The 18,058-nt window shown below is 74.4% G+C and carries 12 protein-coding genes; 6 read left to right on the top strand and 6 right to left on the bottom strand.

The window, feature by feature from the left end; genetic code table 11:
• The first annotated feature begins 42 nt into the window (after nucleotides 1–42).
• The 5 genes from iolB to ACQYWQ_RS09395 all read left to right on the top strand — a co-directional run bounded on the left by iolB (nucleotide 43) and on the right by ACQYWQ_RS09395 (nucleotide 9,785).
• Nucleotides 43–1,008, top strand: a complete 966-nt coding sequence (iolB, locus tag ACQYWQ_RS09415) for a 5-deoxy-glucuronate isomerase (protein WP_431033716.1) — start codon at nucleotides 43–45, stop codon at nucleotides 1,006–1,008.
• Entirely contained in the window at nucleotides 1,005–3,128 is a 2,124-nt protein-coding gene (gene iolD, locus ACQYWQ_RS09410) for a 3D-(3,5/4)-trihydroxycyclohexane-1,2-dione acylhydrolase (decyclizing) (RefSeq protein ID WP_431033714.1), read from the top strand. Before iolB ends, iolD begins: the two co-directional genes overlap by 4 nt.
• Nucleotides 3,129–3,331: 203 nt before the next feature.
• Complete coding sequence (gene mmsA, locus ACQYWQ_RS09405; protein WP_431033713.1) at nucleotides 3,332–4,831, top strand: CoA-acylating methylmalonate-semialdehyde dehydrogenase; 1,500 nt, start codon at nucleotides 3,332–3,334, stop codon at nucleotides 4,829–4,831.
• Between the two features lie 153 nt (nucleotides 4,832–4,984).
• Nucleotides 4,985–7,939 carry an alpha/beta fold hydrolase gene (locus tag ACQYWQ_RS09400; RefSeq protein WP_431039126.1) on the top strand — a complete coding sequence of 985 codons (2,955 nt, stop codon included), beginning with the start codon at nucleotides 4,985–4,987 and terminating at the stop codon, nucleotides 7,937–7,939.
• Nucleotides 7,940–8,867: 928 nt separating this feature from the next.
• Complete coding sequence (locus ACQYWQ_RS09395) at nucleotides 8,868–9,785, top strand: ABC transporter permease (protein ID WP_431033711.1); 918 nt, start codon at nucleotides 8,868–8,870, stop codon at nucleotides 9,783–9,785.
• Nucleotides 9,786–11,447: 1,662 nt separating this feature from the next.
• On the opposite strand, the gene ACQYWQ_RS09390 is transcribed toward ACQYWQ_RS09395, so the two are convergent.
• The 4 genes from ACQYWQ_RS09390 to ACQYWQ_RS09375 form a co-directional block, all read right to left on the bottom strand.
• Nucleotides 11,448–11,864 (bottom strand): NUDIX hydrolase, encoded by a 417-nt coding sequence (locus tag ACQYWQ_RS09390; protein ID WP_431039125.1) that lies wholly within the window; start codon nucleotides 11,862–11,864, stop codon nucleotides 11,448–11,450.
• A 237-nt stretch (nucleotides 11,865–12,101) separates the two neighbouring features.
• Nucleotides 12,102–13,610: an NAD(P)/FAD-dependent oxidoreductase gene (locus tag ACQYWQ_RS09385; protein WP_431033709.1), complete on the bottom strand. Its 1,509-nt coding sequence runs from the start codon at nucleotides 13,608–13,610 to the stop codon at nucleotides 12,102–12,104.
• Between the two features lie 58 nt (nucleotides 13,611–13,668).
• The gene (locus ACQYWQ_RS09380) at nucleotides 13,669–14,241 is read right to left on the bottom strand and encodes a hypothetical protein (protein ID WP_431033708.1); all 573 of its coding nucleotides are present in this window, start codon (nucleotides 14,239–14,241) and stop codon (nucleotides 13,669–13,671) included.
• 167 nt (nucleotides 14,242–14,408) lie between these two features.
• Nucleotides 14,409–14,873, bottom strand: a complete 465-nt coding sequence (locus ACQYWQ_RS09375; protein WP_431033707.1) for a hypothetical protein — start codon at nucleotides 14,871–14,873, stop codon at nucleotides 14,409–14,411.
• A gap of 378 nt (nucleotides 14,874–15,251) precedes the next feature.
• On the opposite strand from ACQYWQ_RS09375, the gene ACQYWQ_RS09370 reads away from it, so the two are divergent.
• On the top strand, nucleotides 15,252–16,055 hold the full coding sequence (locus tag ACQYWQ_RS09370) for an SAM-dependent methyltransferase (RefSeq protein WP_431033705.1): 804 nt from the start codon (nucleotides 15,252–15,254) through the stop codon (nucleotides 16,053–16,055).
• A gap of 102 nt (nucleotides 16,056–16,157) precedes the next feature.
• On the opposite strand, the gene ACQYWQ_RS09365 is transcribed toward ACQYWQ_RS09370, so the two are convergent.
• Both ACQYWQ_RS09365 and ACQYWQ_RS09360 read right to left on the bottom strand, forming a co-directional pair.
• Nucleotides 16,158–16,379 (bottom strand): DUF397 domain-containing protein, encoded by a 222-nt coding sequence (locus tag ACQYWQ_RS09365; RefSeq protein WP_431033704.1) that lies wholly within the window; start codon nucleotides 16,377–16,379, stop codon nucleotides 16,158–16,160.
• Nucleotides 16,376–17,224 (bottom strand): helix-turn-helix domain-containing protein, encoded by an 849-nt coding sequence (locus tag ACQYWQ_RS09360; RefSeq protein ID WP_431039124.1) that lies wholly within the window; start codon nucleotides 17,222–17,224, stop codon nucleotides 16,376–16,378. Before ACQYWQ_RS09360 ends, ACQYWQ_RS09365 begins: the two co-directional genes overlap by 4 nt.
• Between the last annotated feature and the right edge of the window lie 834 nt (nucleotides 17,225–18,058).

Raw genomic sequence — 18,058 nt, 5'->3', positions numbered from 1 at the left:
ACGAAGGGACGGCCGATGCGGCGGGGAGAGGGAGCGAGCGGGATGGATGGCAGTGACAGCCGTACGGGGACACCCCGGCGTGCGGGCGGGAGCGCAGGCGTACCCGCGCCGCCCCCGCCGCGCCCCCTCCTGACGGCCCCGCACGTCCGCGCGGGCACGGCCGTCACGCCCCCTTACGCCCTCGACGTCTCGCCCGAGCGCACCCCGCTCCTGCGGCACACGGCGCTGCGCGTCATCGAGCTGCCGCCCGGGGCGCGGCACGTCCTGGTCACGGGTGAGTTCGAGTGGCTCGTCGTGCCGCTCGCCGGCGGCGGTACCGTCGCTGTGGACGGGGAGGAGTTCGCGCTGCGCGGGCGCTCCTCCGTCTTCGGCGCGGTGAGTGACTTCGCGTACCTCCCGAGGGACGCGCGCGCCGAGATCTCCTCCGGCGCGGGCTGCCGTTTCGCTTTGGCAGGAGCGACCTGCGGGCGCAGACTCCCCGCCCGCTACGGCCCCGCGCCGGAGGTCCCGGTCGAGCTGCGCGGCGCCGGGCGCGCCGGACGCCAGGTCAACAACCTCGCGCAGACCGGGGGCTTCGGCTGCGACAAGCTCATGGTCGTCGAGGTCCTGACCCCGGCGGGCAACTGGTCCTCGTACCCGCCGCACAAGCACGACGAGGCGGTCCCGGGGCGCGAGAGCGACCTGGAGGAGATCTACTACTTCGAGCTGTCGGACCCGCACGGGCCGGGCGAGGCGTACGGCCTCCAGCGCGTCAGCGCCTCGCGCGCGGGCGGCACGGAGGTCTTCGCCGAGGTGCGGCCGGGGGACGCCGTGCTCATCCCCGACGGCTGGCACGGCCCCTCGGTCGCGCCGCCCGAGCGCGACCTCTACTACCTCAACGTCATGGCGGGCCCGGCACGCGAGTGGCTGATCACGGATCACCCGGCGCACGAGGGCGTACGGGACACGTGGGCCGGGCTCGCGCAGGACCCGCGCCTGCCCCTGACCACAGCGGAGGAGCGCGCATGAACGACGAGCCCGAGGCGGCGTCCGCGAAGCCCGCGTCTGCGAAGCCCGCGCCTGCGAAGCCCGCGTCTGCGAAGCCCGCTCCTGCGAAGCCCGCTCCTGCGAAGCCCGCGCCTGCGAAGCCCGCGGCCGCCTCCGCCTCCGCCTCCGCGCCGCCCGCCCCCGAGGGGCCCGCGCCCGCCTCCTCGCTCGCCCCGCAGCCACCCCAGAAGACCCGCCGTCTCACCGTCGCCCAGGCCCTCCTCGTCTTCCTCAGCCGTCAGTACACCGAGCGCGACGGGGCGCGGCAGCGCTTCGTGCAGGGGCTGTGGGGCATCTTCGGGCACGGGAACGTGGCCGGGCTCGGGCAGGCGGTCGTCGAGTACGGGGCCGTGGACGGGCCGTACGCGATGCCCTTCCACCAGGGGCGCAACGAGCAGGCGATGGTGCACGCGGCGAGCGGCTTCGCGCGCCACAAGCGGCGCCTCGCGACGCACGCCGTCACGACCTCGATCGGCCCGGGCGCGACCAACCTCGTCACGGGCGCCGCGCTCGCGACCGTCAACCGGCTGCCCGTCCTCCTCCTCCCGGGCGACTACTTCGCGACGCACCCGGCCGACCCCGTGCTCCAGCAGCTCGAACACCCCGCGTCGGCCGACATCACGGTCAACGACGCGCTCCGCCCCGTGTCCCGCTACTTCGCGCGCGTCCACCGCCCCGAGGCCCTGATCCCCGCGGCCCTTGAGGCCCTGCGTGTCCTCACCGACCCGGCCGAGACCGGCGCGGTGACGCTCGCGCTGCCGCAGGACGTCCAGGCGGAGGCGTACGACTGGCCCGAGGAGTTCCTCGCCGAGCGCACATGGCACATCCGCAGGCCCCCGCCCGATCCGGCCGCGCTCGACGAGGCCGCCGCCGCGATCCGCGCCGCGCGCCGCCCGCTGCTCGTCGCGGGCGGCGGCGTCCGCTACAGCGCCGCGGAGGACGCGTTGCGCGCGCTCGCCGACGCGACAGGGATTCCCGTCGCTTCCACGCAGGCGGGCAAGGGCGCGCTGCGCCACGACCACCCCGCCGACGTCGGCGGCATCGGCCACACGGGCACGGCGACCGCCGACGAACTCGCCCGCGCCGCCGACCTCGTCCTCGGCGTCGGCACCCGCTGGAGCGACTTCACGACCGCGTCGGCGACGCTCTTCGAGGGCGGCGCGCGCACGGGCGGCGACGGGGTCCGCTTCGTCAACCTCAACATCACGTCGTTCGACAGCCACAAACAAGGCGCGATCCCGCTCGTCGCGGACGCGCGCGCGGGTCTCGAAGCGCTCACGGAGCGGCTCAAGGGCTGGCGCGTCGACGAGGCCGAGGTCGCGCAGTACACGCTCGACAAGGCGCTGTGGGAGGAGCGTGTCGAGGGCTACACGCAGCCCGAGGACGGCGTCGCCGACCTCGTGCGCCCCGATCAGGCGCAGGTCGTCGGCGCGCTGCAAGCCGTGGTCGGCGACGACGACGTGGTCATCAACGCGGCCGGTTCGCTCCCCGGTGACCTGCACAAACTGTGGCGCACGCGGGGCCCGCTCCAGTACCACGTCGAGTACGGCTACTCCTGCATGGGCTACGAGATCCCCGCCGCGCTCGGCGTGTGCCTCGCGCAGCCGGGGGTGCCCGTGTGGGCGCTCGTCGGCGACGGCACGTACCTCATGCTGCCCGGCGAACTCGTCACCGCCGTGCAGGAGAACCTGCCGCTCACGCTCGTGATCCTCCAGAACCACGGCTACGCCTCGATCGGCGGCCTCTCGCGCACGGTCGGCGCCGACGGCTTCGCGACCGCGTACCGCTACCGCACGGCGGACGGCGCCTACGCGGGCGCGCCGCTCCCCGTCGACCTCGCGGCGAACGCGGCGAGCCTCGGGTTGCGCGTACTGCGCGCGCGTACGGTCCGCGAGGTGCGCGAAGCGCTCGCCGAGGCGCGCGAGGCGGACCGCCCCACATGTGTCTACGTCGAGACCGAAACGACCGACACAGTGTCCGGCGCGCCCCCGGCGCAGGCGTGGTGGGATGTGCCCGTGGCCGAGACGACGACCCACCCGTCGACGGTACGGGCCCGCAAGGAGTACGAGCGGCACAGCGCGGAACGACGGCGGCACCTGTAGCGCCGCCGTACGGGGCCTGTAGCGGCGCCGTACGGGGCGGGTCCTGCGTGCGGCGGCGCGGGTTGGCCCGTACGGGGCGGGTCCGCGTACGGGGCGGGTCCGCGTACGGGGCGGGTCCGCGCGGGTGTGCGGGGGCCCCGGGACGGGGAGCGTCCCCCCGGGTACGGCCACGGATGACCGCGTACGCGCAGAAGGGTGACCGCATGAAGACCGTCCACCACTGGATAGCGGGGAAGACCGTCGAGGGCACCTCGGGCCGGAGCGGGCCCGTCACCGATCCCGCGACCGGGGCCGTCACCACGCGCGTCGACTTCGCCTCGGTCGCCGACGTGGACGCGGCCGTCGCCGCCGCGCGCGCCGCCTGGGCGACGTGGGGCACCTCCTCGCTCGCGCGGCGCACGGGCATCCTCTTCCGCTACCGCGCCCTGCTCGACGCGCACCGCGAGGAGATCGCGCGCCTCATCACCGCCGAGCACGGCAAGGTCCACGACGACGCGCTCGGCGAGGTCGCGCGCGGCCTGGAGATCGTCGACCTGGCCTGCGGCATCACGACCCAGCTCAAGGGCGAACTGTCCACGCAGGTGGCGAACCGCGTCGACGTCTCGGCGATCCGCCAGCCCCTCGGCGTCGTCGCGGGCATCACGCCGTTCAACTTCCCCGCGATGGTGCCGATGTGGATGTTCCCGCTCGCGATCGCGTGCGGCAACACCTTCGTCCTGAAGCCCTCCGAGAAGGACCCGTCGGCCGCCGTGCGTCTCGCGGAACTCTTCGCGGAGGCCGGGCTCCCCGAAGGCGTCCTGAACGTCGTCCACGGGGACAAGGTCGCTGTCGACCGCCTCCTCGCGCACCCGGACGTCGCGGCCGTCTCGTTCGTCGGCTCGACGCCGATCGCGCGCTCCATCCACGCGACGGCGAGCGCCAACGGCAAGCGGGTCCAGGCCCTCGGCGGCGCCAAGAACCACATGCTGGTCCTGCCCGACGCGGACCTCGACGCCGCCGCCGACGCAGCCGTCTCGGCCGCGTACGGCTCGGCGGGGGAGCGGTGCATGGCGGTCTCGGCCGTCGTCGCCGTCGGCGCGACCGGCGACGCGCTCGTGGAGCGCATCAAGGAACGCGCCGCGAAGATCGTCATCGGCCCCGGCGAGGACCCGGCGTCCGAGATGGGCCCGCTCATCACCAAGGCGCACCGCGACAAGGTCGCCTCGTACGTGAAGGGCGCGGCGGCGCAGGGCTGCGAAGTCGTCCTCGACGGCACGGACTTCACGGTGAAGGGCTACGAGGAGGGCCACTGGATCGGCCTCTCCCTGCTGGACCGCGTCCCCGTCGACGCCGACGCCTACCGCGACGAGATCTTCGGCCCGGTCCTGTGCGTGCTGCGCGCCGAGACGTACGAGGAGGGCCTGGCCCTCATCAACGCCTCCCCCTTCGGCAACGGCACGGCGATCTTCACCCGCGACGGGGGCGCGGCCCGCCGCTTCCAGCTCGAAGTCCAGGCGGGCATGGTCGGCGTCAACGTCCCGATCCCCGTCCCTGTCGGCTACCACTCCTTCGGCGGCTGGAAGGACTCGCTCTTCGGCGACCACCACATGTACGGCAACGACGGCGTCCACTTCTACACGCGCGGCAAGGTCGTGACGACACGGTGGCCCGATCCCTCGGAGGCGGCGGCGGGCGTGGACCTGGGGTTCCCGAGCAACGGGTGACGGCGGTCGGGACCCGGCGGCGGGCGTGGGTGCCGTCGGGTCCTGGCGGGCGTGGGTGCCTGGCGGGCGTGGGTGCCGCCGGGCCTGGCGGCCTCTGTGTGGAATCTTTCCCTCCGGGTACGGGAGGGCGTGCAGAAACGATCCTTCGACGGCGTGCCGTGCATCTCGTACGACGAGTCCCCCCGCCTGTGGATAACTTCCGCGGCCCGCCTTGCGGAAGCCCGTACGGTGTGGGTCATGGATCTCCGCACGTCATCGCGACGCACGTCACGGCGGTCCGGCGGCCTTCCGCGAGGACCCGGTGCCGGACCGCGGGCGGTGCGCGCCCCGTTCCGCATCGGCGCCGTCCTCGCGACGGTCCTGCTGCTCCTCGCGAGCGCCTCGCTGCCGGGCCTCGCGCCCCCGGCGGCCGCCGCGTCGGGCGGCGGCGCGCTCCGTGCGGGGAGCGAGGGCGTCCACCGTGCGGAGAGCGGCGGCGTCCACCGCATGGACGCCTTCCGGCGCATGCCGGACGGCACCCGCATCGACACGAGCTACTTCACGGCGGGCGACCCGCAGACGAAGCGCCCCGCCGTCCTCCTGGCCCACGGCTTCGGCGGCAGCAAGACCGAACTGCGCTCCCAGGCGGAGTCCTACGCCCGCCAGGGCTACGCCGTCCTCACCTGGTCCGCGCGCGGTTTCGGCCGCTCCGGCGGCGAGATCGGCCTCAACGACCCGGCGCACGAGGTCGAGGACGTCTCCCGGCTCGTCGACTGGCTCGCCGGCCGCCCCGAGGTCCTGCTCGACAAGAAGGGCGACCCGCGCGTCGGCGCGACGGGCGCCTCGTACGGCGGTGCGATCTCGCTGCTCGCCGCGGGACACGACCCCCGGATCGACGCGATCGCCCCGGAGATCACGTACTGGGACCTGGCTCAGGCCCTGTTCCCCGACGGCGTGTTCAAGAAGCTGTGGGCCGGGATCTTCTTCACCTCGGGCAGCGCCGACATCGGCTCACGCGTCGCCGGTGTCGGGGTCGGCTGCGGCCGCTTCACCCCCGAGCTGTGCGCGATGTACCGCCGCGTCGCCGAGCGCGGCGCCCCCGACGCGGCCGCGACGAAGCTGCTCCACGACCGCAGCCCCGCGGCCGTGGGCGACCGCGTCAAGGTCCCCGCCCTCGTGATCCAGGGCCAGTCGGACTCGCTCTTCCCGCTCGCGCAGGCCGACGAGACGGCCAAGCACATCCGTGCCAACGGCGCCCCCGTCGCCGTCGACTGGATCGCGGGCGGCCACGACGGCGGCGACATGGAGATCCCCCGCCTGACCCGCCGCATCACGACCTGGTTCGACCGCTACCTGAAGAAGGACCGCTCGGTGGACACCGGCCCGGCCTTCCGCATCTCGCGCACAGGCTCCGTGGGCGCCACCGACGACACCGCCCGCCTCACCGGCGCCGGCCTCTCCTCGTACCCGGGACTGACCGGCGGTGTCCCCGGCCGCACGGGCGCCTCCGGGCCCGCCGCGGCCCCGGGCAGCGGCGACTCCCGCGTCCGCTACACCGAGCACCGCTACGCCCTGCCGCGCGAGCGCCAGGTCTTCGCCAACCCGCCAGGCGGCTCGCCGCCCTCGCTCTCCGCCGTGCCGGGCCTCGGCGACGGACTCGCCCAGCTCGCCGAGCGTACGGGCCAGGGCTTCGCCGTCGACTTCCCGGGCCAGTTCGCCCGCTTCGACACCAAGCCGCTCGCGAAGGCCGTCCGCGTCACGGGCAGCCCGACCGTCCCGGTCGAGGTGCGCTCGTCGACGGGCACGGCGGTGCTCTTCGCGAAGGTCTACGACGTGAGCGCGGACGGCAAGAAGCAGGTGCTGCCCGCTCAACTGGTCAGTCCGGTACGGGTCACGGGCGCGCGCGAGGGCCGTACGGTCACCGTGACGCTCCCCGCCGTCGACCACCAGGTCGCCCAGGGCCACCGCCTCCGCCTCGTCCTCTCCGCGACCGACCTCGGCTACGCGTCCCCCGCGTCCCCGGCCACGTACTCCGTCACCCCTGCGGGAGCGCTGACGGTGCCGAGCCTCCCGCAGGCGGCGAGCGGCCCCGCGCCACTCCCCGTCTGGGTGTGGGCGCTCCCCGCGGCCGGGGCGATTCTCGCCCTGCTCCTCCTCCTGGTCCGCAGGCGCTCCGACACGCCCCCGCCACCCGACCCGGACCTCGCGGAGGTCCCGCTGCGGATCACGGGCCTGGGCAAGAAGTACGCGCGCGGGGCCGACCGCTGGGCGGTGCGGGACCTGTCGTTCACGGTGGGGCGCGGCCAGGTCCTCGGCCTGCTCGGCCCGAACGGGGCGGGGAAGACGACGACGTTGCGGATGCTGCTCGGCCTCGTGACCCCGGACGAGGGCGGCATCCGCGTCTTCGGCCACGCGATCCGCCCGGGCGCGCCCGTCCTGTCCCGGGTGGGCGCCTTCGTGGAGGGCCCGGGCTTCCTGCCCCACCTCAGCGGCCGCCGCAACCTGGACCTGTACTGGAAGGCGACGGGCCGCCCCGAGGCGGACGCCCACCGCGAAGAGGTCCTGGAGATCGCCGGCTTGGGCGAGGCCCTGGACCGCCCGGTGCGCACCTACTCCCAGGGAATGCGCCAACGGCTCGCCCTGGCACAGGCGATGCTCGGACTCCCCGACCTCCTCCTGCTCGACGAACCGACGAACGGCCTCGACCCGCCCCAGATCCGCGAGATGCGCGAGGTCATGATCGCGTACGCGGCCTCCGGCCGCACAGTCGTCGTCTCCAGCCACCTCCTCTCGGAGGTCGAACAGTCCTGCACCCACCTGGTGGTGATGGACCGGGGCCGCCTGGTCGCCGCAGGCCCTGTGGAGGAGATCACCGGCGGCACGGGCGCGGTGACGATCGGCCTGGCCCACCCGGTCCCCGACCCGCTCCTCGCGAAGGCGGCGGCACTCCCGGGAGTGGCGGACCTGACGAGCGACGACGACCGGACCCTCCTCCTCCACCTGAAGGAGGGCACCACGACGACGGACCTCCTCGCCCCCCTCCTCTCCCTGGGCCTCCCCATCACGACCCTGGCCCCCCAACGCCGCCTGGAGGACGCCTTCCTCCACCTGATCGGAGGCCCGTCATGACGCCCGCGCAGGCCACGGGCGCCGACCACCCGGGCCTCGGTGCCGAGCGCCAGGGCACGGGCGCGGTGCGCACCGGTAGCCCGGGCACGGAGGCACGCGTGCCCGCCCGCGGCGCGGGGGGCCGACCGGCAGTGGCAGCTGGCGCTGTCGCCGGGGAGGTGCCCAGCTCCTACGGGGGCGCGGCCCGCGGCTCCGGCCGGGGGCCAGCCCTCGCCCGCCGTGCGGGTGCGGCGCGACGGGCCGATGCGGGCGGGGCGGGCCCCGGGGTGCCGTGTGCGGGGGGCTGGTCGCACGGCGCTCTCCGCAAGGCCCAGGCGTTCGTCTCGCCCCGTGCTCTCCGCAAGGCCCTGGCGTTCGTCTCGCCCCGTGCTCTCCGCAAGGCCCTGGCGTTCGCCTCGCCCCGTGCTCTCCGCAAGGCTCTGGCGTTCGCCTCGTGCCGTGCTCTCCGCAGGGCTCTGGCGTTCGCCTCGTGCCGCGCTCTCCGCAGGGCTCTGGCGTTCGCCTCGTGCCGGGCGTCCGCTCGCCGTGCGGTCGGGGTTCCCGCGAGTGAGGCGACGGCGGGGCGGGGTTGGCGGCCGGGCCGTGGGGCGGGGAGCGCGCCGCGCCTAGGACGCGTGCGGGAGGTCCGCGCCCGCCCGGGTGCGATGCGTGCTGCGGACCGCGGTCTCGCCGCCCTCGCCTGCCGGGGTGCCGCCCGCTCAGCGGGAGCGGGCCGCCTGCCCGGTTCCCGCCCGTCCTCGGGCCTCGCGCCCGCCACCCGCCCGGGCCCCACGCCGTCCCGCCGCCTGCGCGCGGGTTCGGGCCCCGTCCCGCTTCGCAGCCGGCGCCCGCTCCCGCCCCTGGTCTCGCCCCCACACCCGCACGCGCTCCCACATCCGCATCCGCTCCCGACCTCGCTCCCCCTCCCGAGCCCGACCGGAGGTTCCGCATGACGCATCTCGGTGGTGGCTGGCCTCCGCCCCTGCCCGGTACGGGGGCCGATCCCGCGCCCGCCTCGCCCCGCGCGGACGGGTACCGGCCGGGACGGACCTTGCCCGTGCGCGTTGAGTTGCGACGGCAGCTGACGCGGCGGCGGACCGCGGTGATGGGGGCGGCGCTGTTCCTGTTGCCGTTCGTGCTCGCGGTGGCCTTCGCCGTCGGCGGGACGCCCGGCGGGGACAGGGCGGGCGGACAGCGCGGGACGCTCATGGACGTGGCGACGCGCTCGGGCGCGGACTTCGCGGCGGTGTGCCTCTTCGTCTCGGCGGGCTTCCTGCTCGTCGTCCCCGTGGCCCTGTTCTGCGGGGACACGGTGGCGGCCGAGGCGAACTGGTCGACGCTCCGCTACCTCCTCGCCGCGCCCGTCTCACGGAGCCGCCTCCTCGCGAGCAAACTCGCCGTCGCCCTGGCCTGTTCACTCGCCGCGATGGTCCTCCTGCCCCTCGTCGGGCTCCTCCTCGGCACCGCGCTCTACGGCTGGGGCCCACTCGAACTCCCCACCGGCGACTCCGTCTCCGCCGAGGCGGCCGTCCCGCGCCTCGCGCTCGCCGTCGCCTACCTCTTCGTGTCACAGCTCGTCACCGCCGCCCTCGCCTTCTGGCTCTCGACCCGCACGGACGCGCCCCTCGGCGCGGTCGGAGGCGCGGTCGGCCTCACGATCATCGGCAACGTCCTCGACGCCGTCACCGCCCTCGGTCACTGGCGCGACTTCCTCCCCGCGCACTGGCAATTCGCCTGGACCGACCTCCTCACGCCCGACCTCGCCTGGCAGGGCGCGGCGAAGGGAGCGGCGATCTCGGTGACCTACGCCCTGGTCCTCTTCGCCCTCGCCTTCCGGGGCTTCGCGCGGAAGGACGTCGTGTCATGAGGGGGATACCCGAGACGACGGACGCACGGCGGGCCCGGGCCCGGGCCACGGCGCGGCTCGCGCCACTGGCCCCGACACCTGCGCCCGTCCCGGCGGCCCGGGGGACGAGGCGGCGGAGGGGGCGGGCTCGGGCCTCGTGCTGCCGGGGTGCCGGGAGGTGTCGTCCCGGGAAGCGGGCTTCCCCTCGGTCCGGGGACATCGAGCGGGCACAGTCCCGCCTGAGGCCGCCGGGGAGAGCGGGCCGCCGTGGGAGAGGGAACGGGTTCCGTTCGCCCCGCGACAGGACGGCGGCTTCGGGACGCTTCCGGCCACTCGCACGGCGACGGTGGGTGTCTGGATCACGCGCAAGACCACGGAACACGAGACACACCCGTCGCCGGGGTTCTTCCTCACGTATGCGGCGAACGACCTCCGAGATCTCCCCGGCCAACTCGCCGCGACAGGGCGCCGGGCCCGCGCGCGGGGCACGCACGTCAACGATCGCGGCCGCGTCTCCACCGCCGTCCGCGAGCCGTCCCGGGCAGAGCGGTGAGTCCCCCACCGCCCGCCGCACGCTTCGTCCTGCCCCGGGGCACCCTCGACGTGTACACGACGCAAGCCGCCGTCCCCCTTCACCGCGCCCGACGGCGAAGGCTCTCATCGGCCTGGACACCCCCGGCTGCCGCTCCGCGCTCCTCCGCTCCGCCAGGCGGCCGGACCGACCCCTCCCGTACGTGGCCGCCTGGCCACGGCCCGCACCGGCACCGCCCGCCTCCCCACCACAGAGGCTCGCGCGCCCGGACCCCGGCCCGCCCGCGCTCAACGGCGTGGTGCCCGCGGAGATCCACACGCTGATGTGCCACGCCTGCACGGCACCCGTGGAGGCGGCCCACCCCGAGTCCGGCCTCCCCTTCTTCGGCGGCAACCTGTCGGCCCCTCACCTGATCAGGACCTGCCCCCCCCCTGCCCCGCGATCTCCGCATCCCGCATCAACGCCCCGGCCCTCCTCCCGGACGATCACCGTCGCCGTCGCGGCTGACCACGTCGGGTCCGGGCCCCGTGCTCCCGTGTCCCAGTCGGACGACAGGCGAAGCCGTCACCCACCAGCGGCAACAGGTCCCGCTGTCAGGCCCCGTCGGCTGGTGAGGCTCCTGCGGGGATGGCTGCGGCTGACGTGCGGACACCGTTGTCCCGGCTCGTTCGGCTTCTCGGCCTCGTACACAAGCGGAACGCAGCATCGCGCCCAGCCTTCGTCCGGTCCGTCACCCCGTCCGGTCCGTCACCCCGTCCGGTCCGTCACCCCCTCCCGCCCGTCACGTCGTGCGGTCCTTCAGCTCGGCCTGGAGCCGGTCGCTGAAGCGGGTGTGGCTCCACGGGCGTGTCGCCCGGGGTGCTTCGCGATTGGCGCGGCTCCCTCCCGCCACGGTGGCGCGTGGACGATCACGCCGTGTCTCGCGGACCTCCGCACCGGAGAGCCCCCGCACCTGATCCGCGGAGGCAGTGGCGCCTTCGGCGACCGCCGCGATCAGCGTGCCGCCCTGGTCCCCTTACGAGTCCTCGCGCGACTTCCCCCGGTCGCGGGTCTCGGGGGCCTTCCCGGCCCGTCACCCCCGCGCCGGCTCGCTCGACGACGCCCCACCCCGCCCCACCTCGCCGCGCGACGTCACGCCATGCCCCTGTCCCTCACCCCACCCCCCGTACGGAATCCGCGTCCGTCTCGCCCCGGATCAGTCGCCCGTGGAGGTCGGGCAGGCCCTCGGGCAGGTCGTCGGGGGCGCACCAGCGGGCCTCCAGGATCTCCAGGGGGTCGATGCGCAGGGTGCCGCCGGTGAGGCGGGCCTCGTAGGCGACTTCGATGCGGAGGCGGTAGCCGCTGCGGAGGCGGACGAGGGGGCCGGGGACGACGTCGAGGCCCGTCTCCTCCTTGACCTCGCGGACGACGGTCTGCCCGAACTCCTCGCCCTTCGCGGCGAATCCGCTCGGCAGCCCCCAGGGCCGCCGCGGCGACCACAGCCGGTGCCGCAGCAGGAGCACGCGTCCCTCGTCGTCACGTACGACCCCGGTGACACCGACGTTGTACTTGGCGTGCGCGCACCACAACAGCCGCCACTGAAAGGGCCGAAGCAGCCGCCACACACGGGCAATCAGCGCGTGGGGACGGATCATGCCCCCATTGTCACCCGCCCCCACCGAGCCGGGCCGCTCGCCCGCCCGCCCGGCCAGTTCACCCGGCCCCCGGCCCGTACGTACCTCGCCGGGGACCGGTCATCCGCCGCCGCTCGCTGCCCCGGCCGGTCACCCCGGCCTCACCCCCTCACCCAGCCCGCGCACCTCGCCTCACCCCGCCACGTGCTCCGCTCCCCGCCACCCCTCCACCACCAGCGGCGGCTCCAGCGGCGTCGCCCTCGGCGCGCGGAAGAGTGCCGGGAGGGCCACCCGGGGGTGGAAGAGACGGGCCGGCGGTGCGGTGAGGGAGAGCACCGAACGGTAGTGGCGCCCCGCGCCCGGGTCGCCGGGGACGATCGCGGCGACGCGGCGCAGGTAGCGGCCTGTGAGGCGGTCGAGCGCGTTCGGGCCGGGCCCCGTGGACTCCACACCGGGAATCGCGCGGTCGGCCCCCGCCGAGATCGCCCACGGCGTGGAGACCACACCGGCGAGCGCCCGCTGCACCGCACGCGTACTCGCCCCGCCCCGCCCGCCGCCGCGCAGAAACCCGCCACCTCGCACGAACCCGCCACCCCGTGCAGGCGATCCGCCACCTCGTGCAGCCGATCCGCCACCCCGTGCAGGCAATCCGCCGCCCCGCCCCAGCACTTCCCGCAACGCCACTGCCTGCTGCGCCGCCACCGTCATCCCCTGCCCGTAGATCGGGTTGAAGGCGCACAACGCGTCGCCGATCGCGAGGAATCCCGCCGGACGGTGTCCCGAACGCTCGTAATAGTGACGGATGTTGGCGGTACTGCGATTGCTGTGGACGTTGCCGACGGGTTCCATCGTGCTGAGCCAGTCGCGCAGGTACGGGTGCGGGTACTGGCGCGCGAAGTCCAGGAATCCCGCGGGGTCCGTGGGCGGCTCGCTGCCGCGCGGCCCCGACAGGCTCGCGACCCACAGGCCGCCCTCCACGCGCAACACCACGCCGGTGAGCGGCTGTTCGGCATCCGGGAGGAAGTACAGGCAGTGGTAACCGGGCTCCTCGGCACCGGGTCGTGGCCGGTAGAGCTGGGTCGCGTACCCCTGCCCCGTGTCGATCGTCTCCTCGTCGGGCGCGTCCGCGCCGATCTCGCGCAGCCACGACGGCATCCGCGAGGTACGCCCCGAGGCGTCCACGACGAGGTCGGCCCCGATCTCGTACGGGTCCTCGGCGGCCCCCCGCTTCCGTACACGCACCCCGCGCACTCGCGCGGCGTCCCCGACGAGCCCCGTCACCTCGGTCCCGGCGAGCAGGTCCACACCCCCTTCGGCGAGCACCCGTTCCCGTACCACCGCGTCGAGCAACCTCCGTGTACAGGACAGGAATCGGGTACTCGCCTCGAAGCGCTCGTACCAGCGCCCCGACTGGTGCTGCACGAGGTCGTACGGCATCCCGACCGGCAGCGCGCCGCGCGCGGACAGCTCGGCGAGGATGCCGGGCAGCAGCTTCTCCAGCGCCAACTGCCCGCCCTCCACGAAGACATGGGTGTGCCGCGCCTGCGGAATCCCGGGCCGCGGACCGCCCGCGCCCGCCTCGTCGAGCCGGTCGCGCTCCACGACGGTCACCCGCGCGTGCGCGCTCAGCACCCGCGCCGTGAGCATCCCCGCGAGGCTGCCGCCGACCACGACGGCATGGCGTTCACCGGTACCGGTCATGAGAATCCTCCCGTGGTGCGTCCGTCTCGTCCGTCTCGTCCCGCGACTCACGGTGAGTTTAACTGCCCTCTGCGTGACCGGAGTTGTTGTCGAGCAGGTGTCGCAGGGACGCGTCGGGGTGCGGCACGTCCGAGGGGTCGCCGTACTCGGGATCGACGGCGGGGACCTGCGGCAGCCGGTTCACGAGGCTCTCCAGCGCGGCGGGCAGTGAGGGTGTACGACGCGCGTGGCACTGCGCGAGCAGCCGGTGCCGCACGGCGGCCGACAGCGGTGGCGGCGCACCGCCGGCCCGGCCCCCGGCCGTCCCCGGCTTCGGCGTCCGCCGCCCCCGCGCCCGCCACCGCTCCGCGTCCCTGAACTCCCCGCGCGCACTGTGCAGCAGGAACAGCAGGAACGCGGCCGTCCTGTTCCCGCCCTCCGCCGCCCGCCGCCACCACCACCTCGCCGCCTCCTCGGCGCGCGTCAGGTGCAGCAACGCCCCGAAGACCAGGGCCCCGTGGGGATCGCCCCCGCCCTCGTCGACGGGCTCCGCGACGAGCCGCGCGAGACTCGCCGCAGCGGGCGGCGCGTCCACGACGAGCGCCACGGCCAGATCCAGATCCCGCGCCGCCTGCTCGTGCGGAGGCGGCACAGGCGGCAACCGCGGTGCGTGCGGCGGTGGTACGTGCGGCGGTGGTGCGTGTGGCGGTGGTGCGTGTGGCGTCGGTACGTCTGTCGGCGGCGACACGTGCGGCGTCTGTACGTGCGTCGGCGCCGGTACGTGCGGCAACCGCGGTGGATGCGGGGACGGTACGTGCCTCACTCGCCCTCTCCCGTGAACCCGCCCGCCTCCGCCGTCCCCGACAAGGCCTCCACGCGCCCCCGCGCGTACCGCGCCTGCGCCCCCACCGCCGCCTGCTCGATCCCCAGATAGTCCGCGATCTCCGCGTCACCGACCCCGAGTTCGTACCGCAGCACCACCAAGTCGTAAAGCCTCTCCGGAAGTTCCGCCAGCGCCGCACCCGGCATCTCGCTCACGGGCCGCACCCCCCGCTCCCTCGCGCACGCGTGCACCTCCGCCTTCAGCACCCGCCACGCGTACCGCGCCACCGAGTCCGAGCCCAGCGCCCGCGCCCAGTTCCCGCGCAGCCACCCGCACACCCGCGCCACGACCTCGTCCCTGTGCGCCGCGCCGACCTGCGTCTCCGCGTACCGCTCCCACAGCTTCACGTGCGAGTCCGCGAAGGCGTCGAAGGTCAGGTCGGGCCGGCGGGGCGCGATCAACGAAGGATCGAGCACGGCCCGTACGCCCCCGCCGGACCCCGTCGTCCCGGCACCCGCCCCCGCCCCCGCACCCGTATCCGTCCCGTTCGCCGCACCCCGACCCCCCTCGTCCCCCGCCCCTCGCTCGCACCGCACAGGCGCCGCTCCTTAAGCCCCGATCAGCCCGCATCGCCGGGAGCCACCGCACGCGTCCCCGCGCGACCCCCGGCAACCCCGCAACCTTGGCCCCCCCTTTGTCTCGCGCCCACCTCCCCTCCGTAACCCCTTCGTCTGCGAACGGACGACACCTCGGATTTCTGTTCGCACACCTGATCCAGGGTGTGTATGGCCCCGGGAATCCGGGGCAGACAAGCTCGCGAGGGAAGGGGCTGAGGGGCGATGGACGAGTACGCGGTGGATCTCGAACTGGACCGTGCGCACTCCGCCCGCATGTACGACTGGTTCCTCGGCGGCACGACCAACTTCCCCGCCGACCGCGAAGCCGCCGCCGCCGCCCTGACGGCCTACCCCGTCATCCTCACCACCGCTCGCGTCAACCGCGCCTTCATGCACCGCTCCGTCCGCCTCCTCGCCCGCGCCGGACTCGACCAGTTCCTCGACATCGGTACGGGCATCCCGACGAGCCCCAACCTCCACGAGGTCGCCCAGTCCGTCCGCCCCGCCGCGCGCGTCGTCTACGCCGACCACGACCCGATCGTCCTGGCCCACGCCCGCGCGCTCCTGCGCAGCAGCCCGCAGGGCCGTACGGCATACGTGCAGGCCGAGGCCCGCGACCCCGCCGCCCTCCTCGCCGCGCCCGACCTCCTCGCGACGCTCGACCTCTCCCGTCCCGTCGCCCTCTCGCTCAACGCCCTCCTCCACTTCGTCCCCGACGACGAGGAGGCGTACGGTCTCGTCGCCGCCCTCAGGTCGGCCCTGGCGCCCGGCAGCACACTCGCGATCAGCCACGTCACGCCGGAGTTCGACCCGGAGGGCATCGCCCGCCTCACCCAGGCGTACGCGTCCTCCGGCACCCCCGGCAAGGCCCGTACCCGCGAGGCGATCACCCGCTTCTTCGACGGCTGGGACCTCCTGGACCCCGGCCTCGTCCCGAGCCACGCGTGGCGCCCGGAGGGCCCGGACCCCACGACGGCCGCCGAGTCCGCGTGCTACGCGGCGGTGGCCCGCAAGCCCGCTCCCTGACACGGCTGTGGACAGCGGGACCGGGCGGCCCGGAAAAGGCGGCCCGGGGACGGCGGCGGAAACGACCGCCCGGGGACCCGTGTCGCCGATCGCGCCGCGAGGCTACGGCAGCAGGTCGGACTGTCCGGCCCGCACGGACCGCGTGAACAGCTCGTAGTCCTTGCCGCTGATCACGAGGACCTGGGCCTCGGGGTCACCGGCATCCGCCGAGTCGCGCAGGGCGACCACACCGTCGACGAAGGCGACTTCGAGACAGTTGTTCCCGCCGTCGCTCAGCTCGCTCTTGTGCCACTGGGCGGCGGAGACGTCGATCTTCCTGTTCATGCGCGGTCCTTGAGCAACTGCCGAATGAGCCGCCTGCTTCCGTCGGTGTCCAGGGCCTCGCTGCGCAAGTACTGGAAGGCGGCTTCGTAGCGACCGATGTTCGCCTCCTCCTCCAGGTAGAGCGTCGTCGTCATGCTCTCGACCAGAGCCACCGGGGACCCCGCGGGGAAGTGGAGGAGGCTGAACGCCCCATCGATCCCCGCGTGCGCCCCGTACGAGAAGGGGAGGACCTGAAGCCCCACGTGGGGGCGGTCCCCGGTCAGTTCGAGCAGGCGACCGAGCTGCTCGCGCATGACCCGCCTGTCGCCCACCTGCCGGTGCAGGGCCGCTTCGTCGAGGACGCACCAGAAGCCGAGAGGCTCCTTCGCACGCGAGATGCGCTCCTGCCGTGCCATGCGCAACGCGACGAAGTTGTCGATCTCGCGACGCGTGCTCCAGCTCCGGCTGCGCTCCACGACTGATCGTGCGTACTCCCGGGTTTGCAGGAGTCCCGGCACGACACACGTGTACCGCTCCTCCCGCACGGCCAGCTCCGAGAGATTCAGGTACTCCGCGAAACTGTCCCCCTCCTTCACGACCCCCGTGAACTGGTCCAGCAGGTTGCTGCGTTTGCCGGAGGAGGCGAGCGTCGCGAGTGCCCTGATCTTCGCCTTCTGCTCCTCGGGGACCGGCTCGTAGATCTCGAAGTATCCGGCCAACGAGACGATCGGCACGCGCTGTTTGCCGTTCTCGACGCGCGAGAGCGTCGGCGCCTGCATGCCGAGCTTCGCCGCGGCTTCCGCGAGTGTCATGCCCGCCGCGGCACGCAGGGACCTGAGTGACGCTCCCAGCCGTCGGCGATGCATGTTCGGCTTTGCCTCTGTCACGACCCCACCTCCGTCGCAGAGCGTACTAGCGGTCCGGAGAGCTGAAATATGCCAATTTTTTGTTCGGGTCGCATTTCGAAGAGAGCGAATTGCGGGCACTGTTGGCCCTCCGGAACGTGAAGACGTCCGATTCGCGTGTCCCGTGCCCAACCGGCATGCGGCGTAACGGGCTTGAAGGCCGCGCCCGGATGTCCGCGAGCGAGGTCCCGGCGGTGTACCAGGCGGCTTCGGCGCTGCCGGGTCGCAGGGCGAGGCGCGGACACGTGACGGCGCGGCGCGGGCGCGGGGGCGCGGCGGCTGTACGCGGGGACGGCGCCGCCGGGGGCGACAAGGGAGCGGGTCCGCCGCGGAAGGGTATGGGCCAACCCCGTTACGTCGTACATCTGTTGAGGTACGAGGTGCGGGAGATGCCCGAGGGGGTGGGCTGCGGTACGTCTCGGGGTGGTGAGGAGGCGGGGAAGGCGTCGTGAGGTGGGCGGCGGAGGCGGTGCGCACGACCGGCCACGTACACCAGGGGCCGCGTGCGGGTGGGGCGCGGGGGCGTCCGGAGGCGGGAGGGGGCCAGGTGGTGGCGGACGGGGGAAAACGTCCGCCGCACGTGCAGATGCTCGGTCGGGCCCCGGGACCGCGCCGCGATCACCACACGATCGTGGGAACGGACGACGTACGGCTTGACCCGCGGGACGGGACACCGGGGGCGGGGAACGCACGGGTCCCGGCCTCGGACCGTACGGGCGACGGGGGCCCGGCGGGGCCCGGCGGGGTGCTCGCCATCGTGCGGGGACGGCGCCGGGGTACCTCTTCCGGCCGCAC

The sequence above is a fragment of the Streptomyces sp. P6-2-1 genome (assembly GCF_050613165.1).
GTDB lineage: Bacteria > Actinomycetota > Actinomycetes > Streptomycetales > Streptomycetaceae > Streptomyces.
This window is presented reverse-complemented; position numbering and strand designations above follow the sequence as displayed.